This is a genomic window from Flavobacterium pallidum (assembly GCF_003097535.1).
GTDB lineage: Bacteria > Bacteroidota > Bacteroidia > Flavobacteriales > Flavobacteriaceae > Flavobacterium > Flavobacterium pallidum.
On record NZ_CP029187.1, the window covers coordinates 1,639,962 to 1,662,846 of the forward strand.

The 22,885-nt window shown below is 43.1% G+C and carries 21 protein-coding genes and 1 tRNA gene; 7 read left to right on the forward strand and 15 right to left on the reverse strand.

The annotated features are described in order from the left end of the window. Both HYN49_RS06550 and HYN49_RS06555 read right to left on the reverse strand, forming a co-directional pair. Positions 1-750, reverse strand: a complete 750-nt coding sequence (locus tag HYN49_RS06550; protein ID WP_108903370.1) for a LytR/AlgR family response regulator transcription factor — start codon at positions 748-750, stop codon at positions 1-3. Beyond that, the gene (locus HYN49_RS06555) at positions 747-3,689 is read right to left on the reverse strand and encodes a sensor histidine kinase (RefSeq protein WP_108903371.1); all 2,943 of its coding nucleotides are present in this window, start codon (positions 3,687-3,689) and stop codon (positions 747-749) included. Before HYN49_RS06555 ends, HYN49_RS06550 begins: the two co-directional genes overlap by 4 nt. A gap of 252 nt (positions 3,690-3,941) precedes the next feature. On the opposite strand from HYN49_RS06555, the gene HYN49_RS06560 reads away from it, so the two are divergent. The 3 genes from HYN49_RS06560 (at position 3,942) to HYN49_RS06570 (ending at position 6,362) form a co-directional block, all read left to right on the forward strand. Continuing rightward, positions 3,942-4,619, forward strand: a complete 678-nt coding sequence (locus HYN49_RS06560; protein WP_108903372.1) for an SDR family NAD(P)-dependent oxidoreductase — start codon at positions 3,942-3,944, stop codon at positions 4,617-4,619. Between the two features lies 1 nt (position 4,620). After that, positions 4,621-5,220: a SprT-like domain-containing protein gene (locus HYN49_RS06565; RefSeq protein WP_108903373.1), complete on the forward strand. Its 600-nt coding sequence runs from the start codon at positions 4,621-4,623 to the stop codon at positions 5,218-5,220. 77 nt (positions 5,221-5,297) lie between these two features. Continuing rightward, complete coding sequence (locus HYN49_RS06570; RefSeq protein ID WP_108903374.1) at positions 5,298-6,362, forward strand: mannose-1-phosphate guanylyltransferase; 1,065 nt, start codon at positions 5,298-5,300, stop codon at positions 6,360-6,362. 49 nt (positions 6,363-6,411) lie between these two features. Here HYN49_RS06570 and HYN49_RS06575 read toward each other — a convergent pair whose 3' ends face one another. The 7 genes from HYN49_RS06575 to gcvP all read right to left on the reverse strand — a co-directional run bounded on the left by HYN49_RS06575 (position 6,412) and on the right by gcvP (position 14,109). Further along, entirely contained in the window at positions 6,412-7,185 is a 774-nt protein-coding gene (locus HYN49_RS06575; RefSeq protein ID WP_108903375.1) for an ABC transporter ATP-binding protein, read from the reverse strand. Continuing rightward, positions 7,185-7,931, reverse strand: coding sequence for an MlaE family ABC transporter permease (locus HYN49_RS06580; protein WP_108903376.1), 747 nt, complete (start codon positions 7,929-7,931; stop codon positions 7,185-7,187). Before HYN49_RS06580 ends, HYN49_RS06575 begins: the two co-directional genes overlap by 1 nt. 175 nt (positions 7,932-8,106) lie before the next feature. Next, positions 8,107-8,976, reverse strand: coding sequence for a glycosyltransferase family 2 protein (locus tag HYN49_RS06585; RefSeq protein WP_108903377.1), 870 nt, complete (start codon positions 8,974-8,976; stop codon positions 8,107-8,109). Continuing rightward, on the reverse strand, positions 8,976-9,500 hold the full coding sequence (locus HYN49_RS06590; protein ID WP_108903378.1) for a class I SAM-dependent methyltransferase: 525 nt from the start codon (positions 9,498-9,500) through the stop codon (positions 8,976-8,978). The genes HYN49_RS06585 and HYN49_RS06590 overlap by 1 nt, the downstream gene beginning before the upstream one ends. 141 nt (positions 9,501-9,641) lie before the next feature. Then, complete coding sequence (locus HYN49_RS06595) at positions 9,642-10,703, reverse strand: 3-oxoacyl-ACP synthase III family protein (RefSeq protein ID WP_108903379.1); 1,062 nt, start codon at positions 10,701-10,703, stop codon at positions 9,642-9,644. 151 nt (positions 10,704-10,854) lie between these two features. Next, on the reverse strand, positions 10,855-11,220 hold the full coding sequence (locus HYN49_RS06600; protein WP_108903380.1) for a group III truncated hemoglobin: 366 nt from the start codon (positions 11,218-11,220) through the stop codon (positions 10,855-10,857). Between the two features lie 39 nt (positions 11,221-11,259). Further along, the gene (gene gcvP, locus HYN49_RS06605) at positions 11,260-14,109 is read right to left on the reverse strand and encodes an aminomethyl-transferring glycine dehydrogenase (protein WP_108903381.1); all 2,850 of its coding nucleotides are present in this window, start codon (positions 14,107-14,109) and stop codon (positions 11,260-11,262) included. A 129-nt stretch (positions 14,110-14,238) separates the two neighbouring features. Between gcvP and HYN49_RS06610 the strand changes: the two genes are divergently transcribed. Continuing rightward, positions 14,239-15,069, forward strand: a complete 831-nt coding sequence (locus HYN49_RS06610; RefSeq protein WP_108903382.1) for a UbiA prenyltransferase family protein — start codon at positions 14,239-14,241, stop codon at positions 15,067-15,069. On the opposite strand, the gene HYN49_RS06615 is transcribed toward HYN49_RS06610, so the two are convergent. The 5 genes from HYN49_RS06615 to HYN49_RS06640 form a co-directional block, all read right to left on the reverse strand. Beyond that, the gene (locus tag HYN49_RS06615; RefSeq protein ID WP_108903383.1) at positions 15,060-15,407 is read right to left on the reverse strand and encodes a hypothetical protein; all 348 of its coding nucleotides are present in this window, start codon (positions 15,405-15,407) and stop codon (positions 15,060-15,062) included. The genes HYN49_RS06610 and HYN49_RS06615 overlap by 10 nt on opposite strands. 50 nt (positions 15,408-15,457) lie before the next feature. After that, a complete protein-coding gene (locus HYN49_RS06620; protein ID WP_108903384.1) occupies positions 15,458-15,961 on the reverse strand; it encodes a GbsR/MarR family transcriptional regulator in 504 nt (167 codons plus the stop codon). Between the two features lie 227 nt (positions 15,962-16,188). Next, positions 16,189-18,216 carry a M3 family metallopeptidase gene (locus tag HYN49_RS06630; RefSeq protein WP_108903386.1) on the reverse strand — a complete coding sequence of 676 codons (2,028 nt, stop codon included), beginning with the start codon at positions 18,214-18,216 and terminating at the stop codon, positions 16,189-16,191. 247 nt (positions 18,217-18,463) lie between these two features. Further along, positions 18,464-18,943: a 5-(carboxyamino)imidazole ribonucleotide mutase gene (purE, locus tag HYN49_RS06635; RefSeq protein WP_108903387.1), complete on the reverse strand. Its 480-nt coding sequence runs from the start codon at positions 18,941-18,943 to the stop codon at positions 18,464-18,466. Between the two features lie 11 nt (positions 18,944-18,954). Further along, entirely contained in the window at positions 18,955-20,109 is a 1,155-nt protein-coding gene (locus HYN49_RS06640; RefSeq protein WP_108903388.1) for a 5-(carboxyamino)imidazole ribonucleotide synthase, read from the reverse strand. A gap of 298 nt (positions 20,110-20,407) precedes the next feature. Here HYN49_RS06640 and HYN49_RS06645 point away from each other — a divergent pair, with 298 nt between their 5' ends. The 3 genes from HYN49_RS06645 (at position 20,408) to HYN49_RS06655 (ending at position 22,331) form a co-directional block, all read left to right on the forward strand. Further along, positions 20,408-20,848, forward strand: a complete 441-nt coding sequence (locus HYN49_RS06645) for an SRPBCC family protein (protein ID WP_108903389.1) — start codon at positions 20,408-20,410, stop codon at positions 20,846-20,848. A 69-nt stretch (positions 20,849-20,917) separates the two neighbouring features. Next, positions 20,918-20,999: transfer RNA gene (locus HYN49_RS06650), tRNA-Leu, on the forward strand. A gap of 357 nt (positions 21,000-21,356) precedes the next feature. Continuing rightward, positions 21,357-22,331: a sugar phosphate isomerase/epimerase family protein gene (locus HYN49_RS06655; protein WP_108903390.1), complete on the forward strand. Its 975-nt coding sequence runs from the start codon at positions 21,357-21,359 to the stop codon at positions 22,329-22,331. A 240-nt stretch (positions 22,332-22,571) separates the two neighbouring features. Here the strand turns inward: HYN49_RS06655 and HYN49_RS06660 are convergent, their stop codons facing one another. Next, positions 22,572-22,883 carry a DUF3467 domain-containing protein gene (locus tag HYN49_RS06660; RefSeq protein WP_108903391.1) on the reverse strand — a complete coding sequence of 104 codons (312 nt, stop codon included), beginning with the start codon at positions 22,881-22,883 and terminating at the stop codon, positions 22,572-22,574. Positions 22,884-22,885 lie beyond the last annotated feature (2 nt).

Here is a 22,885-nt window from a genome sequence, read left to right on the forward strand (position 1 = left end):
TTAGAGATTATTGAAATTGTCCAGTATTTTCAAGAGCTGTACTTTCTTCCTTGAAGAAACCGGTAAAGTGGTTTGATCCGTCAGCACCACATAACCACCATCCTTATTGAGGTAACTTACCAAATGATTCAGGTTGATGATGTGCGAATGGTGTATTCTTTCAAAACCAAACGCACAGAGCATGTCCTCGAATTCCTTCAAAGGTTTCGCAATCAGTAGTTTTTTGCCGTTTGTAAAATAAATCGAAGTGTAATTCCCGTCGGCATTGCAGCGTAAAATGCTTTGCAGTTCATGCAGGAAAATCCCCTGCGAAGTTTGCAGCACAATTTTCTTATTGGGGTTCAGCAGGTTTTGGTTCCTGATGAAACTTTCAATCCGGAAATCACTATTTTCATTTTTCAGGGCAATGGCTTTGGCGACGGCCGACTTCAATTCATCTCCATTAATCGGTTTAAGTAAATAATCCAGCGCACTGAATTTTATCGCCTTAATCGCATATTGACTGAAAGCGGTCGTGAAAATGACTTTAAAAGCATGAGCCTTAGAGGCTTCCAAAATGCTGAATCCCAATCCATCTGCGAGTTGGATGTCAAGGAACACCAGTTCAGGGGAAGCGTTTTTTATAAGCGCAATCCCTTCTTCAACGGTACCCGCAGTTCCCGCTATTTCCAATTGTGGGCAGTGGCGGTAAATTTCCGAAAGCAATGCTGAAATGGCCTGGGTTTCGTCTTCAATAATAATTGTTTTCATTGCCAGATATTTTTAAATGGGATTGCAATTGTAACCAGCGTCCCGGCGGCATGCTCATTGTCATTGTAAAGATCCTCTATCACGAATTTTTGCCTGCCATTGGCTTCAGTTTCCAGTAACGCAATACGCTCTTTGATAATGTCGATCGCTTTGGATTCATGTTGCTTGTGTCTCTGGTTTTCGGCTGCCGCTTTCCTCCCGATGCCATTGTCTTTTACAAGGCAAATCAACATATTGCTTTCCCTTTGGAATGAAATCGTCAGCAAACCGCCCTGTTTTTTAGGCCCAAGCCCATGAATGATTGCATTTTCTACAATCGGTTGGAGCAGGAATGTCGGGACGGCGATGTCGTCAGGATGTATCAGAGGCCCGATTTCAAAGGTATATTCAAAGGAATTCCGGTACCTGATTTTTGTCAAATCAATATAAAGCCGCAACATTTCAATCTCATTGGAAAGCGGATTGAATTGGTCAGTATTTTCCAGAAGCATGCGCAATAATTTCGAAAATTTTGAAATGTAATCACCGGCTTTCTCATCATTACCTTCACTGTAATACCCTTTAATGGTGTTGAGCGCATTGAATATAAAATGCGGATTCATCTGCATCAGCAAAGCCTTTTGCTCCAGTTCGATCATCTGCTTTTCGAGGTGGGCTTTATCCCTTTCATTCTGGATGCTCTTGCGCTCCATTTCAAATTTGGCCTTCACTGTTGTTAACCTTTTCCGCCAAAGCAGAAACACGAGCAATAAAAGCACCATCGCCATCAGGATAAGGAACGTCCAGGTTTCCCAAAAAGGCGCTTCAATCGAAAATACGATCGACACCGGCTTGCTGCTGATGCCCGCCGCATTTACCGAGAAGACCAGAAACTCGTATTTACCGGCCTTGAGCGCTTTGTAATTAATCTCACTGGATCTTGTTATTGTCCAGTGGTCATCGTGGCCCCTGAGCATGTATTTGTAAATGATGTTTTTCTGCGAATTATACGACAGTCCGATAAAATCGATGGTGATGTCATTTTGGTCATAATTGAAAACCGATTTCCTGTTAAACGGAATCTTTTTGCCCTTCACTTCAAAGTTCTCAATCAATATCTTTGGCGCGATCGTATTGGGTTTCAGCTTGTCATATCGAAGTGCAAGGAGCCCGCCGTCTGAAGCGATATACAGGCTGTCGCCGATAATTTCGATGTCATTGATCTTAATGTCCTGTATGCCGATGGCGCTGTTCAGGTTTTTAACGTTGTAATTTGTGCCATTCCAGGTCAGTAAATCCAGGCCAGAGTTGTTTCCCACCAATATGGTATTGTCTTTAAAGCCTTTCTTAATTGAATAGATGAAGTTGCTTGTAAGTCCGTTTTTACTGGATATTTGGTATTTAAACCGATCGTTTTGGAATACAAAAAGCCCTTTTGAATTGGATGCTGCAATCAGGTTGTTGTTCTTTTCGTCATAATACAACTCGGAAAGCGTGGTCTGTGTTACAGGATATTTTTCTGAAATATACTTTGGGACATCATTTTCGATCGTATAAAGGCCGTATTTGTTTGCCGCCCAAAAATGGCCATTTCGTTTCAAAAGCGCATAAGTGGCATTTGGAATTTTCAGGTGGTCGTTGTTTGTGTCCAGCGGAGCACCCTTGTGCAGCGTACTTTCGAATTCATTTAATCCGTATTTATACAATGACGCGCCGCCAATCCAGTATTCCCCGTCATCGCTTTCGGCCATGATCTTGAGCCCGATGAAATCATAGTCGGTGATGTGCCCTTGCTTTACTGCCTGAACAGAATGGTCGCCAATAACGACAGTCTGGGTCGAAAAATGGATGATGCGCTTGATGATGTTCTTAAGGCGTTTTGACTTCAGCCCAAACGTAGTCTTTTTATTATTTTCAAATATGTAATAGCGGTCATTCATTGATCCTGCCCACAGGGCGTTTCCTTTTTTTGAAAGACAATTGATGCTGAGCTGGTTTTGCTGACTGTCGGTTAATGTGATGGTATTTTTCTGCGGAATAAAATAGATTCCGTTGTTTAGCGTCGAAATCCACATATTCTTCTCGAAGTCCTCCCTGATTCCGGAAACCACGTTCCCTTTGAAAAAACACACCGCTTTTGAATTTTTATCCGAAAGGTTTTTACGGTAAAGCCCGTTTCGTGTGCCAATCCAGAGTTGTGAATCGTTATCAATAAAAAGCGCAATAATGTCATTATCACTGCTTTCACGATTAAGGTCTGTAAAAGTATGCAGCGCTGTGCCGTCAAAAACATAAACGGTGTCAGAAGTCGAAAAATAAATGTGGTTTCCGTGTTGCAGGACACGATAAATTGCAGTCGCAGAATTTCCGGCAAGCCCGATGAATGGCAACACCGTGTTTCGGTTCATATCCAAAATTCCTGATGCTGTCAATGCCAGATCCCTGCCGTTCAGCCGTAGGATATCATAAACTGTCCCTCCGGGGTCCAGAAAGGAATAGTAGCTTTTGGAGGCTTTATGGTCAATTGTAAAAATGCCGCCCTTATAAATTATACAGGTCCTGCCTTGTGAATCGGCATTGATCTTGATAATCATCCCGAATTTTTTATCGGCTTTCAACAACCTGTCGTTAGCCTCATTGTAGAATTTGTTGTTGTAGAAGTAGGAAATCTTGCCGTTATAAGTAGCGAACCAAATCCTGCCATCCGCATCCTGGTGGAAATTGAAAACCTCGTTGTCCGCAAGCCCGTCGTCGCTGTTATACTGTGTGAAAGTAAATCCGTTGTAGCGCAACACGCCCATATCAGTCGCAAACCACATATACCCATCGCGATCCTGGAATGAATTGTAAATGTTCGTTGTGGGCAGCCCGTCTTTACGTGTGATATTTATGGAATACGGCTCCTGCCCGAAAACGGAAACGCAAAAAAGCACCATAAAAAACAGGAATATCCGAGGCATTTTAAAATGATATTGGCAAATGTAGGATTTAAATCACGCATTCAACTTTTTGGTCACAGCAATTATAACAGGGTAGCCAGCAGTTTTAAGGCTCATTTTACAAATGGATAAGTGCTTTAATACAGTTGTCATAAAAGTTGAAATCACAGGCATAAAACATAGTGCTTTGCAAAGTATAGTTTTTGAGGGTTTTTACATACGGGCATCTTTCGGGATGCTTTTTTATTTCTTATTTTTACCGAAAATCCTCTTTTGAAAAATATCATCATCACAGGGACTTCACGGGGCATCGGACTTGAGCTCGCCTTAAAATTTGCTCAAAACGGGCACCGTGTCTTGGCGCTTTCGCGTAAAGTATCCCATAAACTTCTCGGCCATCCGAACATCACCTGCCTCCAGGCGGATATTTCCGTTGCAGGTGATTTAGAGGAAATTTCGGATTTCCTCCAGTCTTCCTGGAAGCACGCCGATGCTTTGATCCACAATGCAGGTGCTTTGGTTTCAAAGCCTTTTGCGGAGCTGACTTTTCAGGATTTCGAAAACATGTATAAAGTCAATGTCTTTGCCGTAGCGATGCTTACGCAAAAGGTATTGCCATTCCTGCAGAACGGAAGCCATGTCGTGACCATCAGTTCGATGGGTGGCATCCAGGGCAGCATGAAATTTCCAGGCCTTACGGCTTACAGCTCGAGTAAAGGCGCTGTAATTACCTTATCAGAAGTTTTGGCAGAAGAATATAAAGCGCAGGGTATTTCATTTAATACACTGGCCATCGGTTCTGTGCAGACAGAAATGCTCGCTGAAGCTTTCCCAGGTTATCTGGCACCGTTGTCAGCTTATGAAATGGCGGATTATATCTATGATTTTACGTTAAACGGAAATAAATATTACAACGGAAAAGTGTTACAGGTTTCCTCCACAACGCCATAAGATGAGCGATGTTTTAAACAAATATCTTCCCGAACACGCCGTCAGTACGGTGTTTGATCTCATTGTAGCCAACCAGGTACACCTTAAAATCGTGAATGAGCGTAAAACGCGCCACGGCGATTACCGCAAAGGCCCAAATGGCAAGCATGAAATTACGGTCAATGCGAGTTTAAACAAGTATAAATTCCTTATTACACTCGTGCATGAAATTTCTCATTTGGTGGCGTTTGAACAGTTTGGCAGGAACATCAAGCCACATGGCGCTGAGTGGAAGTATACTTTTCAAAGGCTGATGGTGCCATTTATAAGACCTGAGATATTTCCGGGACAGGTGTTGCCTTTACTGGCAAGACATTTTAAAAACCCTTCAGCAAGCAGCGATACCGATGCGACTTTGGCATTAGCGCTAAAACAATTCGATCCGCAGAATGACAAGAATTATGTTTTTGAAATCCCATATGGCAGCATTTTCAGGATCCATAATGGCAAGATTTTCAAAAAAATTGCTTTACGCGTGAAGCGCTATGAATGCCTTGAAATCAATACCGGGAAAACGTATTTATTCAATCCGAATGCGGAAGTGGAATTGCTTCCGGGGTAGTTTAAACACAAAAAACCACTGAAATTTCTATATCCAAAACCTTAAAATCTTATTATCTTAGCGTTTTACCAATAAAAATGAATACAAATTACTACGCAATATTAATGGCCGGTGGTGTCGGTTCCAGGTTTTGGCCTGTAAGTACCACGGAATTCCCAAAGCAGTTCCATGATATGTTAGGCTCAGGCGAAACGTTGATCCAGAAAACCTTCAGCCGCCTCGCAAAACTGATTCCTGCCGAGAATATCCTGATCCTGACCAACGAAAAGTACAATCAGATTGTCCTGGATCAGCTCCCCAATGTAAAGCAGGAAAATGTGTTGCTCGAACCAGCGATGCGCAATACAGCGCCCTGCATTTTATATGCTTCGCTGAAAATCCGTAAGCAAAATCCCGATGCGCTCGTTGTCGTGGCTCCAAGTGATCATTGGATTGAGGACGAAAATGCGTTTCTGGATGACCTTAAAACCTGTTTTAACTTCTGCGATTCGAACGATGCGCTGATGACATTGGGCATAAAACCCACGTTCCCGAACACAGGTTACGGTTATATCGAATACGACAAATCAGATACAAACCCGATAAAAAAAGTCAGCCAGTTTCGTGAAAAACCGGATTATGATACGGCGAAATCTTTCCTGGAAAGCGGCAATTTTGTTTGGAATGGCGGTATTTTTATCTGGAGCGTAAAGTCGGTATTGATGGCTTTTCATACTTTTCAACCAAAAATGAACGCGCTTTTCATGCAGGGTTATGAAGATTATAACACGATAAAGGAGGTTAGTTTCATTAATGAGAATTACGCTTCTGCAGAAAACATTTCGATTGATTATGCACTGATGGAAAATGCCGAAAATGTATATGTACTTCCTGCCTCCTTCGATTGGAATGACCTCGGCACCTGGGGTTCGTTGCATGAAAAATTGCCAAAAGACGATTTCAATAACGCCGTTGTCAATGCTAAAGTAGTTTTGGAAAACGCTTCGAACAATATCATCCGGAGTGATGCCAAAAAACTTATTGTAATTGACGGCCTTGACGACTACATCATTGTCGACCGCGAAGATGTGCTGTTAATTTACCCGAAAGGGAAGGAGCAGGACATTAAAGCGATTGTGGCGAAAATAAAACCGGGGAATTAAGAATGACAAATTATGAATTTCAATGCTAACGTAATTCATAATTCGTCATTCATGATTTTTTGTCGTCTTTCAAATAAGCTTCCCTTACTTTCTTAAATAAATTCGAAGAATACACGAAATCGGTAACCGCTTTATTGTCGGTCCGGAAAATCTCTTCTTTCGTGCCCTGCCATGCTTTGAGCCCATGTTTCAGGAATACGATATTTTCCCCGATTTCCATCACCGAGTTCATATCGTGCGTGTTAATAACGGTTGTAATGTTGTATTCTTTCGTAATTTCGAGGATCAGGTTGTCAATCAAGATGGACGTATTGGGATCGAGCCCGGAATTCGGTTCGTCACAAAACAAATATTTCGGGTTGTTTACAATCGCGCGTGCAATTGCAACCCTTTTTTGCATTCCGCCCGAGATTTCTGAAGGCAATTTTTTATGCGCATCAACAAGATTGACACGTTCCAGAACAAAATCAACACGTTCCTTAATTTGCGCACGCGAACTTTTAGTAAACATCCTTAGCGGAAATGCTACATTTTCAGCCACGGTCATCGAATCGAACAAGGCGCTGCCCTGGAATACCATCCCGATTTCGGTACGCAATTCGCGTTTTTCATCTTTCGTCAACTCACCGTAAATCCTGCCGTCAAACGAAATCGTGCCGGAATCGGGCGTAAAGATTCCCAATAGCGATTTCAGCAAAACCGTTTTGCCGGATCCACTCTGCCCAATAATCAGGTTGGTTTTCCCGGTTTCAAAAACCGTAGAAATCCCTTTTAGGACCTGGCTTTCGCCAAAAGCTTTCTTCACATCTTTTACTTCAATCATCAGGTCAGCAATAATTGGGTTAAAATATAATTCACGAGAATGATTGTCACTGAAGTCCATACGAACGATACCGTACTGGCCTTACCCACTTCGAGAGCGCCGCCTTTCATATAATAACCATGGAATGACGGGATTGTCGCCAGCAGCAATGCAAATATGAATGTCTTGATAAACGCATAAGTAATATGGAACGGAATAAATTCCATCTGGATTCCCGATACAAAATCGGTGCTGTTCCCGAATCCGCCGTAAACGCTCGCTACAAATCCGCCTAAAATCCCTAAAAACATCGCAATCCCGATCGCAAACGGATACAGCAACAGCGCTATCAATTTCGGGAATACGAGGTAATTCAATGAATTCACACCCATTACTTCCAAAGCATCGATCTGCTCGGTAACCCGCATCGTCCCAATGCTTGAGGTAATGAACGAACCCACCTTTCCCGCCATAATGATCGAAATAAAAGTTGGGGCAAACTCCAGGATGATCGATTGCCGCGTCGCAAACCCGATCAGGTATTTCGGGATTAAAGGATTGGTGAGGTTCAGCGCCGTCTGTATCGCCACAACGCCACCAACGAAGAACGAAATGAACATCACGATGCCCAGCGAACCGATAATCAGGTCGTCAATTTCCTTCAGGATCAGGCCTTTCATCACGGACCATTTGGTCGGCTTGTTGAAGATTTCCTTGATCATCAGGAAATACTTTCCCATTTGCGATAAGTAACGGACGAGCATCATAAGTTTTTAATATACGCGAAAATAACGATTAGTTTGCAGTTTACTGTTTAGCCCTGACAGTTTTATTTGTAAAATTTGGGCGCGCCCTGCGGGCCGGGCTTTCGGCTGTAGTCCTCGTCTCGCCAGGATGACGAGACTGCGGGCTATCGCCTCTATCCCTCGCGCGGTCCCGTGTTCAATTGGCGTTGGTGGACTTTCCGGACAATTTGCCTTTCATCTTCGCCAGGCGGTATGCCCTGATAAACTTCGCCTGTTGTTTGGTCACAAGCCATGGTTTTCCGGCTGATTTTGCCTTTACAAATCCCATCATATAATCCAGGAACAATAGCGGTTTTTTCTTCATCATCGCCAGTTTCGCCGACGCTATCGCTGTAATCAGAAAGCCATATCCAAGGCTGTAAAACGCCTCGCCCTGTTTATAACGCGCGGCTTTATTATAATTGGCACCGGTAGTTTTTAGGTGCTTTACCTTAAGTGAGGCATCGGTGACGACTTTCCAGCCGTAGAATTTCGCCAGCAATTCATCCACTGTGTCCCAGCCCATAGCCGGCTTTAATTTCCCAATCTGCAGGAAACATTCTTTTCGGTAGGCTTTGAATGCGCCACGGATGTGGTCTTTGTCGGTTAGGTTTTCAAGGATCCATTCGCCATTTTTTTCGATATAAGCGAATCCGCCGGCCATCCCGGTTTTTACATCCGATTCAAAAATGGAAAGGATCTTTTCGAAATAATTTTCGGGTAAAACCAGATCGGCATCGAGTTTTACAATCACATCATAATTTTCATCCAGCGTTTCATAACCCTTTTCGAACGCCCGGATCACTTTACTGCCCGGTAAATGCAACGCATCGGATACCGCATTGACCAAACTGATAAACGGATATTTTTGAATATAACTGTTAACGATTTCAGCAGTTTTATCAGTAGAATTGTCATTCACCACAACCACTTTTGTGGGTAAAAGCGTTTGCTTCACAATCGATTCCAGCGTTAAGCTGATGAAAGCGGCTTCGTTATGTGCCGGAATGACGAGGTAATAAACCATTATTTTTTTTTTTCGGCGTAGACGATGTAATACCGATCCGTAAATTGCCTCAACAAAGGCCTGATCCCGAATTTTTTCACCGGATTCGTCCACTTTTCCCTTGCGACAATTTTCCATCCCGTTTTTTCCAAAAGCCAATCCAGCTGCCAATCCTCAAATTCATGGTAATGGCGGTCCCACATATCGGTTTTGCTGCGATAAGCCGAAGAAAACCAAAGCCGTAGGGGGATTGAAATGAATATTTTATCAGATGTGACTGAGTTAAGGATTGTAAAAGGATTCAAGAGGTGTTCGAAGATTTCAAAGGCGGTTACGACCGAGGCATCTGAATTTTTAAGTGCCTCCTGATTCATGTCAAGGTCTTCTCCGGTGGTGTTCGTAACCGAAAACCCTTCCTTTTTCATAATGTCAGAAAACGGATTTTCGACACCCAGGTCCAGAATGGTTTCTGAAGTACCGATGTGTTTTCTCATAAACTCTAAGGTATGCCTGAATCTTTTATTTGGAAAAACTTCTTCGTACATATTGATGCGGATTAGCGGCTGTAAATATAGTAAGATTGTTGTTTTGGAGCGTGATTTTTAGCCCGGATCGAAGCGGTATCCTTTTTATTTTTTCTTAAAAATAAAAAGATATAGCATAGAGCCGGAATAGCTGCTGAAAACTTAATAACGATACACAATCGCGTTCACATTCATGCCCGCGCCAACAGAGGCAAAGATGATCACTTCGCCTTTGTGCAATTGTTGTCCTTCAAGTCGCCCTGATGTCAATAGGTCGAAAAGGGTAGGAACCGTCGCCACACTGCTGTTGCCAAGTTTGTGGATGCTCATGGGCATAATATTTTCGGGCGGGTTTTGTCCATAAAGCTTGTAAAAACGGTTAATGATGGCTTCGTCCATCTTTTCATTGGCCTGGTGGATCAGCACTTTTTTGATGTCATTAATCGCAATACCGCTTTTATCGACACATTCTTTCATGGCCTTTGGGACCTGGTTGAGGGCGAATTCATAAATTTTACGCCCGTACATTTTGATATACCGTACATCCGGATCGAGGTCTTTGTTATAGGAATTCCCGAAATAAAGGAAACCGGCTTCTTCATAAGCAAAGGTGGCGCTTTCATGGGCAAGGATTCCTGAATTTTCATCCGAAGTCAGTTCAACAATGGTAGCACCCGCGCCATCAGCATAAATCATCGAATCGCGGTCGTGTAGATCGACAACCCTGGACAGCGTTTCTGCTCCAATCACAAGGCATTTTTTAGCCATACCCGCTTTGATGAATGCATAAGCCTGTATCATGCCTTCCACCCAGCCCGGGCAGCCGAAAAGAATGTCGTACGCGACGCATTTCGGGTTTTTGATTCCGAGTTTTTGCTTGACGCGGCTGGCAAGGCTTGGCACGGAATCCGACTGGATAGCGCCTTTCCTGACATCGCCGAAATTGTGCGCAAGGATAATATAATCAATTGTTTCAGGATCTATTCCTGCATTTTCAATGGCTTTCTGTGATGCGAAAAATGCCATGTCTGAACTTAGTATGTTATCGTCAGCATATCTTCTTGAAGAAATTCCTGTAATATCCTTAAATTTTCCAATCACAATATCATTTGTGTGTGGTAATGTGGTACCATCATCACTTAAAAAATGATGCTGTGCGAAATCCTCATTCGTGATTTCATTTGCAGGGATGAAACTTCCTGCGCCTGTTATTTGTATTGACATATTGGTTTTTTAAGAATTGGAATCGGGATTTTAAGATTTGATGTTTGGAGAATTTACCCCTAATTTAACAAATTAACGCATTGATACCGGAAATTGAAAGCCATATTGTCGAAAATGGGTTCATTTCCGGATTTTTTTAGGATATATTTTTTTATCGTAGCTTCAATTGCATTATTGTAACAATTGATAATGCTGAAGTTTTTACTTTCTCTGCTTTTTCTCCCTGAAAATGACTGTCAGTTGTGCGGTTCAAATGATTAAGCCATGTTGAAAAATGGTCTTTCTCCAATGCGGATTTTAAATGCAGGTTTTTATGGATTTCAAAAACATTGCTTTTGTAAGTATGGGTATTGAAAAGCATTTGCTCCCAAAAATCAACAATCAGCGGAAGGTGCGCTGTAAGATTTATCCTCGCCACATCAGTAAATACATAATTTACCGCCGGATCACGGAGCAGTTCAGAATAAAATGCACCCATCAGCAAGTCAAGGTCGGCGCGGTTTTCAATGTCTTTCATAAAAAGAAAGTCCCGCGTTTAAAGCGGGACTTTAAATTTTTAATTTTCCATATACGCTTCGATCGGCGCACACGAGCAGATCAGGTTTCTGTCTCCGTAAGCATCGTCTACGCGGCGTACGCTTGGCCAGAATTTATTTTCAGAAATATATTCCAAAGGAAATGCTGCCTGTTCCCTCGTATATGGCAAGCTCCAACTGTCTGCAGTAAGCATGGCCAAAGTATGTGGTGCATTTTTAAGGACATTGTTCGTGTCTTCAGCGTTGCTGTTTTCAATCTCTTTCCGGATGGAAATCATCGCATCGCAAAAACGATCCAGCTCTGATAAATCCTCACTCTCTGTCGGTTCCACCATTAATGTCCCTGCAACTGGGAAAGACACGGTCGGTGCGTGGAAACCGTAATCCATCAAACGTTTGGCGATATCGCTCACTTCGATGCCGTTTTGCTTGAAAGACCGGCAATCCAGGATCATTTCGTGTGCAACCCTGTTCCTTTCGCCTGTGTAAAGGATAGGATAGTAGCTTTCCAGTTTCGTTTTGATATAATTGGCATTCAGGATGGCGTGTTTTGTAGCACTTGTCAATCCTTCTGCACCCAACATTGAAATGTATCCATAAGAAATGAGGCACACCAATGCAGAACCCCATGGTGCTGCAGAAATCGCCGTAATAGCAGCATTTCCTCCGGTTGGAATTACCGGGTTGGTTGGTAAGAATGGAACCAGGTGTTCCGCAACACAGATTGGCCCGACGCCCGGTCCGCCACCTCCATGAGGAATTGCGAACGTTTTATGTAAATTCAGGTGGCATACGTCAGCACCAATCGTTGCCGGATTCGTAAGCCCGACCTGTGCATTCATATTCGCGCCATCCATATAAACCTGTCCGCCATTGTCGTGGATAATCTGTGTAATTTCGCGGATGGCACTTTCATAAACGCCATGCGTAGAAGGGTAAGTTACCATCAGGCAGGACAAATCATCTTTGTGTTCGATGGCTTTTGCACGAAGGTCTTCGACATCCATATTGCCGTTCTCCAAAGTCTTCGTGACTACGATTTTCATGCCCGCCATCGCTGCTGAAGCCGGATTGGTTCCGTGAGCCGATGATGGAATCAAACACACATTCCTGTGGTGGTCTCCTCTTGAAAGATGGTACGCACGAATCACCATTAAACCGGCATATTCGCCCTGGGCACCTGAATTAGGTTGTAGTGTGGTGCCTGCAAAACCGGTCACTACGTTGAGCTGGTGTTCCAGTTTCTTGAGCATGGTTTGGTATCCTTCGGCCTGGTTTAGTGGTGCAAATGGATGGATGTTATTCCACGTGGCCATGCTCAGCGGAAGCATTTCTGCGGCAGCGTTCAACTTCATTGTACACGAACCCAGAGAAATCATGGAATGGTTCAGCGACAAATCCTTTCTTTCGAGCTTTTTGATGTAGCGCATCAATGCCGACTCTGAATGGTAGCTGTTGAACACATCGTGCTGCAGGAAAGTGGATTGTCTTTCCATGCCATCGCCGTAATTTTTATCTGCCTCCAGATCCTTGATTGTAATGGATTCTTTTCCGACAGCTTCCGCAAAGATGCGGATGATTTTGTTGATGTCGTCAGTTGAAACCGTCTCGTTAAAGGCAATCTGTATCGAATTGTTATCCGGATAATAGAAATTGACTTCATTCTTTTCGGCAATGGCTTTTACTTTTTGGGCATCTGCCTTAAGCAAAATCGTATCGAAATAAGCCGTATTGGATTGGTAAATGCCTAACTTGTTCAATGCTTCCACTGTTGTAACTGCTGAAGCGTGTACTTTTTCAGCGATATACTGCAAACCTTTCGGTCCGTGATATACGGCATACATTCCAGCCATTACGGCTAGTAAAACCTGGGCAGTACAAATATTTGACGTGGCTTTGTCGCGTTTGATATGTTGTTCCCTTGTCTGAAGCGCCATACGCAAAGCGCGGTTTCCATTTACATCCTGAGTCACGCCGATAATCCTTCCGGGCATGCTGCGTTTGTATTCTTCTTTGGTGGTAAAAAAAGCGGCGTGAGGTCCGCCGTAACCCAATGGAATTCCGAAACGCTGCGACGTTCCAACCACCACATCGGCACCCATTTCTCCCGGAGAAGTCAGTTTTACAAGGCTTAAAATGTCTGCAGCAACGGCTGTTTTTATTTCCTTTTCTTTTGCTTTGGCGATAAATCCGGAATAATCATGAACCTGTCCGTGTTTGCCGGGATATTGCAACATCGCTCCAAAGAATTCAGCAGAAAAATCAAATGTTTCGTGATTTCCGACCACCAATTCGATTCCGATGGGTGTCGAACGCGTTTGCAATACCGATAAAGTCTGCGGCAGGATCTCTTCAGAAACGAAGAATTTATTGACGTTGTTTTTCTTTTGGTCGCGTGTACGCACATCAAACAGCAACGCCATGGCTTCTGCGGCAGCGGTACCTTCATCCAAAAGTGAGGCATTGGCGATTTCCATTCCCGAAAGTTCAATGACAACGGTCTGGAAATTCAGGATTGCTTCAAGCCTTCCCTGTGCGATTTCGGCCTGATAAGGCGTGTAAGCGGTATACCAGCCCGGGTTTTCGAGGATATTCCTTTGGATAACGGCTGGCACAATCGCGGCATGGTAGCCCAGACCGATATAAGTACTGAAAACCTTGTTCTTCGCACCAAGTTTTGTGATGTGGTCCATGAATTCGAATTCGGTCATGGCCGGATCGAGATCCAGTGGTGCTTTAAGCCTGATGTCATCCGGAATTGTTTCATAAACCAACTGGTCTAAATCGGATGCGTTGATGGTTTTAAGCATCTCAGGAAGTTGACTTTCCCTTGGCCCGATGTGTCTTAAAGCGAATGCGTCTGTTCTCATATTTCTTTTTAAGTTGTGTAAAATCAGACCGTAAAATTAAATATAATAAACGGGGATTCCAAAGCCTGTTTTTTGGTAAATTTTCAACTATAACCGATTCTTATTAACACATTGACTAAATTTGTGCTTATGGGGTTTTTAAAGAAACTTTTTGATTTTTATCTAAGTGCGAGCCTCCATGTGGCGCTTTCCAGCATGGCTTTGGTATTGATCACAAGGCAGATGTTTGGATTTGAAATGGCTTCTTCCGTACCGCTTTTTGTCTTTTTCGGAACGGTTGCCGGATATAATTTCGTAAAATATGATGCGATTGCGCGAACGGCAAAAAAGGAACCGGTATTCAGGGTGAAAGCCATTGCGTTTCTTAGTTTGGCCTCACTGCTTGCGGCAGGGTATTTTTTCCTGCAATTGCAAAGAACGACCCAGGCTGCCTGCACCTTCTTTGCGGCGTTGACGATTTTGTATACTTTGCCATTTTTTCCAAACCGGAAGAATGCGCGCAATTGGGCTGGCGTTAAAATTTACATCGTCTCATTGTGCTGGGCGGGTGTCACGGTGCTGATGCCTGTTCTTGACGCCGATGCCTCGCTGCATCATTTTATGGAATGGGACGTGTACCTGAAATTCGTTCAGCGGTTTGTGCTGGTTTTTGTGTTGGTACTGATTTTCGAGATTATCGATTTGGCGAAAGATGATCCGCATCTGCATACCGTGCCACAGCAAATAGGGGTGAGGCGTACGAAATGGCTTGGATTCGGGTTGCTGATCCCATTTTACCTGCTCGAGCTTTTGCAGCAGCGTGTCGATGCGGGCAGGCTTTGGATCAACCTCGCCATGGTTTTGATTCTGGTATTATTCCTGGCTTTTGCCAATGAAAAAAAATCGCGGTATTATGCTGCTTTTTGGGTAGAAGCCATTCCGATTTTGTGGTGGGTGCTGATTTTTTTGTTTCAGTTTTGAAATGTCTCGCTGGATGTTGCATTTTCCGTTTCACCTGAATCAGTGTAAATAATAAAACTAAGATACAGGAATAGTACGGGTGGCATAAACCAAATCCCATCTGTATCTGTTGTGGTGAGCAAAATAAAAAAGACTGCATAAAAGAAAAAATATATCCAGATGTACCATGAGCCCGGCTTTCTCATGGCAAACAAAACCGCGGCAATGGTTTGAAGGAATCCGGTGGCCATCGTAGCGATGATAGCTAGAAATACACCTTGAGAAATAATCAACTCGATTGCCGCGATACAAAGCGGAATCATGAATGAAATGGTATTGATGCTCCTGATCGTTTTCATCGTATAATTTTAAACTTTCAAAAAATATTGAAACATAGTAATAAATTTTTTTATTTCATCAGTTTTATGACCAACCTGCCCAACCAATTGTCTTTAATTTCAGTCACTTTGTCCAACATATTGTCGGCACGAAGCACGAAATCATAGAGTTTTCCGGTTTGTTCCACAAAATGTTTTTGGGCTTCTGAATGGTCAGGCTCCTGTGATGACACTTCTTTTAGGACTTTAAGCGCAGGCTTGATTTCGCGTTTGCTGCGTTCCTGTGCAATTTTGACGGCGAGTTCGTCTAAGTCTTTTTCGGCGATGTAATATTCGCGGCGTTCCCCTTGCTTGTATTCCTTAAACACGATACCCCAATCCATTAACGCACGGATGTTCATGCTGGCGTTGCCTCGGGAAATCTGAAGTTCATGCATGATTTCTTCCATTGAAATGGGATCTGGGGAAACCATAAGCAATGCGTGTATTTGCGCCATGGTTTTATTGATGCCCCATTGTGAGCCTAATGCGCCCCAGGTTTGTATGAATTTATTTTTTGCTTTCCCGAATTCCATGTGGTAAAGATAATAAAAGTTTTTAAAGTTTCAATAAAAAGTGAAAGTTAAATTTTGCGGAGACTTTTCTTGATTTTTACGACTGTGCCGCGCTAGGGATGGAAGCGGCATCCTTTGCATAGTGCAACGGAGCAAAGATATAGCGGACAGCCCGGGCCACAGGCAGCGCCCACGCGAAATCCGAACTGAACGAAAAAAAACCGAAGCAGGAAACTTCGGTCTTGGTTTTATAATAATCCGGCGCGTTTGAGCAACGCATCAGGTTTTGGTTCCTGGCCGCGGAATCGTTTGTAAAGCGTCATGGGATGTTCGGTACCGCCCTTGCTTAATACATTTTCCTTGAACCGGTCGGCGATTTGCTTGTTGAAAATGCCGTTTTCACTAAAATAAGCAAACGCATCCGCATCAAGGACTTCCGCCCATTTGTAACTGTAATATCCCGAGGAATAGCCCCCGTTGAAGATGTGCGAAAACGACACGCTCATGCAGTTTTCAGCCACATCAGGAAATAAGGAAGTCTTGTCAAAAATGGATTTTTCAAACGATTTAATGTCGGTAATAGAAGTCGGATCACTGCCGTGGAAAGCCATATCGAGCAACCCGAAACTGAGTTGGCGCAGCGTGGCCATGCCTTCAAGGAAGCTTGCACTTTCACGGATTTTATCGACATATTCCTGCGGGATGATTTCGCCGGTTTCATAATGGCGAGCAAATAACGCCAGTGCTTCGGGTTCGTAACACCAGTTTTCCATGACCTGGCTCGGCAGTTCGACGAAATCCCAATACACGCTGGTTCCCGAAAGGCTTGGGTAGACCGTATTGGCAAGCATGCCGTGCAGTGCATGCCCAAATTCATGAAATAGCGTCATAACTTCATTAAATGTCAATAATGAAGGTTTGGTTCCCGTTGGTTTTGTAAAATTGCACACAATGGAAACATGCGGCCGTTCGTTGATTCCGTTTTTAATATATTGTGATTTATAGGACGTCATCCAGGCCCCGTTGCGTTTTCCTTTTCGAGGGAAAAAATCGGCGTAGAATACTGCGATAAAGTTTCCGGTATCGTCATGCACTTCAAAAGTCTGAACATCTTCATGATATTTGTCGATGTTTGTGACTTCTTTAAATGCCAGCCCGAACAATCTTTTAGCGACCTCGAAAGCACCATTCAGGACATTCTCCAATTTAAAATATGGTTTCAGCATTTCATCATCAAGGCGGAACAATTGCTGTTTCAGTTTTTCAGAATAATACGATCCGTCCCATTTTTCAAGTGTTTCAATTCCGTCCAGTTCACTTGCAAAAGTCGAAAGCTGGGCGAATTCACGCTCGGCAGCGGGTTTGGCTTTGGCTAAAAGTTCGTTCAGGAATGAGGTCACTTTTGCAGGATTTTGGGCCATTCTTTCTTCTAAAACAAAATGGGCATGGGTTTCATATCCGAGTAAATTGGCGCGTTCATGACGAAGTTTTGCAATCCTCAACGTCTTTTCGCTGTTGTTGAAATCATTGTCGCGGAATGCTTTTTGTCCGGCCGCGACGGCAAGTTGTCTGCGTAATTCCCGGTTTTCTGCGTAAGTTATGAAAGGGAGGTAACTAGGCATGTCCAGGGTAAAAATCCAACCCTCATGGCTTCGCGATTCCGCAAGCTGTTTCGCAGCTTCAATTGTGCCTTCAGGCAATCCTTTTAAATCTTCCGGATCGGTAATGTGTAAGGCGTAATCATGGGTCTCAGCGAGTACATTTTCACCGAAAGTCAGTTTAATGGAAGCCAGTTCGGTATCAATTTCGCGCAGTTTATTCTTATTTTCCTCAGATAAAAGCGCGCCATTGCGTGAAAAGCCTTTAAATTTTTTATCGAGAAGCGTCGCCTGCTCTGTGGTCAGGTTGAGGCTTTCCCTTTGCTCGTACAGTGCTTTTATTTTTGCAAAAAGTGTTTCATTCAGTGTGATGTCATTGCCGAAAGCGGTCAGTATCGGTGACACTTCCTGAGCGATTTGTTGCAGCTGGTCGTTGGTTTCCGCGGAGTTCAGGTTGAAAAAGATATTCGAAATGCGGTCTAAAGCTTCGCCGGAGAAATCCAACGCTTCAATAGTGTTTTCGTAAGTGGGAAGGTCAGTGTTTTTTACGATGGCATCGATTTCATTCCGTGCCAAAGCGATGGCTTCTTCAAAAGCGGGTTTATAGGTTTCGTCTTTAATTTTTGAGAACGGGGCAGTACCGTGCGGAGTATCAAATGGATAGGGAATATTTTTCATTTCAGATGTTAATGATGCTTTTTCAAAAGCATAAAAATTTATAACAATTTAATTCTTTTTTGTTAAAAAGTGCAAAAAGATGCATTTCAACGGATTTTTGTGTATATTTGTCGAGTAGATTTTATTTTTTTTCAGAACCGAATTACTGAAATTTTTCCTTTTTTGCCCCAAATCAAAAAAACCTACAAAGATTTCGTAATTCAAGATTTTAAATTTAAGGAAGCCCTGAGGAGGGCTTCCTGTTTTTTTATTGCAATCCTTCGGACGACTTGTGGACGGCTTCTTTCAGGCTTTCCTTGTATACAATAATCTTTTGTAAAACGGTGGGATCATGTGATCCGATAATCTGTGCGGCAAGAATTCCGGCGTTTTTGGCACCGTTTAATGCCACAGTGGCTACGGGAACGCCTCCGGGCATCTGAAGGATGGAAAGTACACTGTCCCAGCCATCAATGGAATTGCTTGACTTCACTGGTACGCCGATGACCGGTAATGGCGAAAGTGATGCTACCATACCAGGTAAATGTGCAGCGCCACCCGCTCCGGCAATAATTACTGAAATGCCTTTAATATGTGCATTTTTGCTGAAATCGAATAGTTTTTCCGGCGTGCGGTGTGCGGAAACAATATCAGTTATGGTTTCAATCCCAAAAGATTTCAGGATATCAATGGCTTCCTGCATGACGGTCATGTCGGAAATGCTTCCCATTATAATGGCTACTTTCATTTTTTTTTGAATTATTTACTAATCACCTTAATTGTCTTCTTTACTTTTTCCGCAATTTTTCTGGCTTCTGAAATATCTTCATTAACAATCGTGACATGCCCCATTTTACGGAACGGTCGCGTTTGCCTTTTTCCATAAATGTGCGGCGTGACACCATGCCAGCCTAAAATCGCTTCCATGTTCTCGTATAAAACATCGCCAGAATGACCTTCTTCACCCACCAGGTTCACCATGATCCCGGCCACTTTACTTCCCGTGTCGCCCAATGGCAAATCAAGAATGGCACGCAAATGATTTTCAAATTGCGAGGTATAACTGGCTTCAATAGAATAATGTCCGGAGTTATGCGGCCTTGGTGCTACTTCGTTTACCAAGATCTCATCTGATGTGGTCTGGAACATTTCGACGGCGAGCAAGCCTACATGCTCAAATGCTTTTGAAACCTCAAGCGCCAGTTTGCGCGCTTTTTCTGCAACGGCATCATCGATACGTGCCGGACAAATCACATATTCCACCTGATTGGCTTCAGGATGAAATTCCATTTCAACTACGGGATACGTTTTGATTTCCCCGGAAACGTTGCGGGTGACTATCACTGCGAGTTCATTTTTAAATGGGATCATTTCTTCGGAGATGCATTCCACATTTGGCAACAAATCGCAATCTTCCGTTTTGCGGATTACCTTTACCCCGTTGCCGTCATAACCAAATTCGGTACATTTCCATACGAAAGGCAATAGTACCTTATTTTCAGAAATAGCAGTTTTTAAAGCATTAGCATTCTCAAATCGCTGGTATGGAGCCGAGGCAATATTATGGGTTTTATAAAAATCTTTTTGAATGCCCTTATTCTGGATACGCTTAAGTGTTTTGGGAGAAGGGTATATTTTGATTCCTTCCGATTCCAGTTTTTCAAGCGCAGCAATGTTAACGAGTTCAATCTCAAATGTCAAAATGTCGACCTGCTTCCCGAAATTGTAAACCGTTTCGAAATCCATCAGGTTTCCTTGCTGGAACACGTTGCAGGCCAGTCTTCCCGGCGCTTCCGCAGAAGGGTCAAGCACATAAGTTTGGATATCGAATTTTCGGGTTTCGGCCAAAAGCATCTTACCCAGCTGCCCTCCACCAAGGATACCCAATTTAAAGCCTGAAGAAAAGTAGTTCATGTTGTTGTGTTGTGGCTGTTAAAAGGTTTGGCAAAGATAAGTAAGAATTGTAGAAATTGCCCGGCTAAAGTGCATTTCGGTTTTCGATATTTTGATAAATTCTTACAATGTTACTACCTGCTGAGCGTGAATTCAAATTTAGCCATTGCAAAAATGCGTTTATTGATGCGGCTTCAGCAAGAATGGATGTGTAAAATAAATTCCGTGACAATTATTGTCCTGAATTTTAGCAACGCCGGAGGTTTTAATACCCATCCGATATTTCGTAATTTTATCCGTCAATAAAAAAAGTGTAGCCATGAAAACAATGCATAAATCAATAGAGATTACGGCACCAAAAGATAAGGTCTGGGCCGTGCTGATGGAAGAAGCCTATATCCAGGACTGGTACAAATCCTTTGGGCAGGGCATTACTGCTGAAACCGATTGGATTGAAGGGCATCGTGTTACCTTCAGCGACGGCTCCAATAATGGTATTACGGGAATAATTGCAGAAAAAAGGCCATACGAGAAACTTTCATTCCGTTTTGACGGGATTGTGAAAAACAACGTGGAAGACCGTGAAAGTGACATGGCCAAGGCCATCGAAGGAAGCCACGAAACCTATACACTCTCAGAAGAAAACGGCAATACATGGCTGTCAGTTACCTGTGATATGAACGACAGCGATTACGACCAGATGTCGGCAGCCTGGGAAGTGGCTTTGCAACGCATCAGTGAATTGTCACATGCTGTATAACTTTTGCCAAATATTTCCCCTTAGCATTTGCGCAATCCAAAAAACATCTTACTTTTGCTGTCCCTGAATGCCTCAGTGGCGAAATTGGTAGACGCACTGTGTTCAGGTCGCAGCGCCCCCGGGTGTGCTGGTTCGAGTCCAGTCTGAGGCACGTTAAACGCAATCAATACGATTGCGTTTTTTTTATCTGTAAATTCTGTAAACTTCAAAAGCAATACTATAACACAGTCGCCGTGTTGCTGGTGTATCTTTACATTAATAAACTTACTTACTGAGTTTTGTAAATTTTATCACGCGTGATAAGATTTTCATGATGATTCGGTTATTGGTTAGGTTAGGAGGGGACAGCTTAGGCTTCCCCTTCTTTTTTTGTTTTTCAGGAGCTATTTCCGGCTCTACACTGCAATCTTTTTATTTTTAAATAAAAAAATAAAAAGGATTTCCGCTACGATCCGGGCTAGGGTGTCGTGTAAAATGAAAAATCTTACCTTTAAGGAAAATATCTCAGATGAACCGTCGTCATTTCCTTAAAAGCGCCACACAATTTGCCATGGCAGTTTCCGCTGCCAACCTGATTTACAACGAGGCAACGGACTTCCTCCTCACCACCGAAAAACCTTTTTTCAAATTATCATTGGCACAATGGTCGCTGCATCGCGCCATAAGCGAAAATAAAACCCTTAACCCACTTGATTTTGCGGTAAAAGCGAAGTCTCTTGGTTTTGAAGGCTTAGAATATGTAAGTGCGTTGTATTCCCTTGAAAATAGCAATGAGAATAAAACAGCTGCTGCACTGGCAAAGGAACTAAAGTTACGCAGCATAGACAACGGTATAAGCAACGTGTTGATTATGGTGGATGGAGAAGGGGAATTGGCAGCTTTGGAAAAAAAGGATCGCGACCAGGCAATCGATAAGCATAAAAAGTGGATTGATGCCGCTGCTGAATTAGAATGTCACTCCATCCGTGTAAACCTATTCGGCGAAGGAGCTGAAAACGACTTTAAGACCTGGAAAGAAACTGCGGTTGATGGTTTGGGCCGATTGGCTGAATTCGCGGCAGGATCCAAAATGAATGTAATCGTCGAAAACCACGGCGGGCTATCGTCAGATATTGCAAAGCTCACAGCAGTTTTTAAGGAAATAAACATGAAAAATTGTGGTGCGTTACCGGATTTCGGGAATTTCTGTGTGCGCAGGCGTGATGGTGATCGTTGGGCCTCTCCGTGTGTTGAAACTTACGATAAATACAAAGGTGTTGCGGAAATGATGCCGTTTGCTAAAGGGGTCAGTGCTAAGTCGTATGACTTTGATGCCGATGGCAACGAAACAACAATTGACTATCTAAATATGTTGCAAATCGTCAAATCGGCCGGTTATAAAGGTTTTATCGGAGTGGAATATGAAGGAAACCGATTGAACGAAATCGATGGGATTTTGGCGACGAAAAAATTATTATTGGATACAGCTGCGAAATTAAGGTAGTGTATTTTAAAATCCCTCAAAATTTAACATTTGAGGTAGATTTTGCGTAATAGCATGTTTTGTGAAAATCGTACCTTACTTTCAGGGGAAAGGGCCATTGCATCCCTACGCAATCACAACGTATTTTCGTTATGTAAAATGTATACCAAAAGTTAAATTTTAATAAGTGATTGCCTGAAAGTTATTGGTGATTTATGCTGGATAATTAAAAAAAAACCTCCCAATTGGGAGGTTTTTCTATTAAGCTTGTCCCGTAGGACCAAAGTTCAATGGAATGGCGGGTTGTTCCGTATCTTTGATTTCGCCATGGGCTGATTCAAATCTGTGGATGTTTTCCCCCATCGCTTTCAGGAGCCTTTTGGCGTGCTGTGGCGTCAGGACAATCCTTGACTTCACTTTTGCCTTTGGGGTTCCCGGCATGATGCATACGAAATCCAATACAAATTCTGATGCCGAGTGATTGATTATCGCAAGGTTTGAATATGTTCCTTCCGCAGTTTTCTCGTCCAGTTCAATATTGATTTGCCCTGGTTGTTGATTGTTATCACTCATAT

Bases quoted from the DNA above. Each gene is read 5' to 3' on its own strand.
- HYN49_RS06550 (WP_108903370.1), bottom strand. From the start codon at position 750: ATGAAAACAATTATTATTGAAGACGAAACCCAGGCCATTTCAGCATTG.
- HYN49_RS06555 (WP_108903371.1), bottom strand. From the start codon at position 3,689: ATGCCTCGGATATTCCTGTTTTTTATGGTGCTTTTTTGCGTTTCCGTT.
- HYN49_RS06565 (WP_108903373.1), top strand. From the start codon at position 4,621: ATGAGCGATGTTTTAAACAAATATCTTCCCGAACACGCCGTCAGTACG.
- HYN49_RS06570 (WP_108903374.1), top strand. From the start codon at position 5,298: ATGAATACAAATTACTACGCAATATTAATGGCCGGTGGTGTCGGTTCC.
- HYN49_RS06575 (WP_108903375.1), bottom strand. From the start codon at position 7,185: ATGATTGAAGTAAAAGATGTGAAGAAAGCTTTTGGCGAAAGCCAGGTC.
- HYN49_RS06580 (WP_108903376.1), bottom strand. From the start codon at position 7,931: ATGATGCTCGTCCGTTACTTATCGCAAATGGGAAAGTATTTCCTGATG.
- HYN49_RS06585 (WP_108903377.1), bottom strand. From the start codon at position 8,976: ATGGTTTATTACCTCGTCATTCCGGCACATAACGAAGCCGCTTTCATC.
- HYN49_RS06590 (WP_108903378.1), bottom strand. From the start codon at position 9,500: ATGTACGAAGAAGTTTTTCCAAATAAAAGATTCAGGCATACCTTAGAG.
- HYN49_RS06595 (WP_108903379.1), bottom strand. From the start codon at position 10,703: ATGTCAATACAAATAACAGGCGCAGGAAGTTTCATCCCTGCAAATGAA.
- HYN49_RS06600 (WP_108903380.1), bottom strand. From the start codon at position 11,220: ATGAAAGACATTGAAAACCGCGCCGACCTTGACTTGCTGATGGGTGCA.
- gcvP (WP_108903381.1), bottom strand. From the start codon at position 14,109: ATGAGAACAGACGCATTCGCTTTAAGACACATCGGGCCAAGGGAAAGT.
- HYN49_RS06610 (WP_108903382.1), top strand. From the start codon at position 14,239: ATGGGGTTTTTAAAGAAACTTTTTGATTTTTATCTAAGTGCGAGCCTC.
- HYN49_RS06615 (WP_108903383.1), bottom strand. From the start codon at position 15,407: ATGAAAACGATCAGGAGCATCAATACCATTTCATTCATGATTCCGCTT.
- HYN49_RS06620 (WP_108903384.1), bottom strand. From the start codon at position 15,961: ATGGAATTCGGGAAAGCAAAAAATAAATTCATACAAACCTGGGGCGCA.
- HYN49_RS06630 (WP_108903386.1), bottom strand. From the start codon at position 18,216: ATGAAAAATATTCCCTATCCATTTGATACTCCGCACGGTACTGCCCCG.
- purE (WP_108903387.1), bottom strand. From the start codon at position 18,943: ATGAAAGTAGCCATTATAATGGGAAGCATTTCCGACATGACCGTCATG.
- HYN49_RS06640 (WP_108903388.1), bottom strand. From the start codon at position 20,109: ATGAACTACTTTTCTTCAGGCTTTAAATTGGGTATCCTTGGTGGAGGG.
- HYN49_RS06645 (WP_108903389.1), top strand. From the start codon at position 20,408: ATGAAAACAATGCATAAATCAATAGAGATTACGGCACCAAAAGATAAG.
- HYN49_RS06655 (WP_108903390.1), top strand. From the start codon at position 21,357: ATGAACCGTCGTCATTTCCTTAAAAGCGCCACACAATTTGCCATGGCA.
- HYN49_RS06660 (WP_108903391.1), bottom strand. From the start codon at position 22,883: ATGAGTGATAACAATCAACAACCAGGGCAAATCAATATTGAACTGGAC.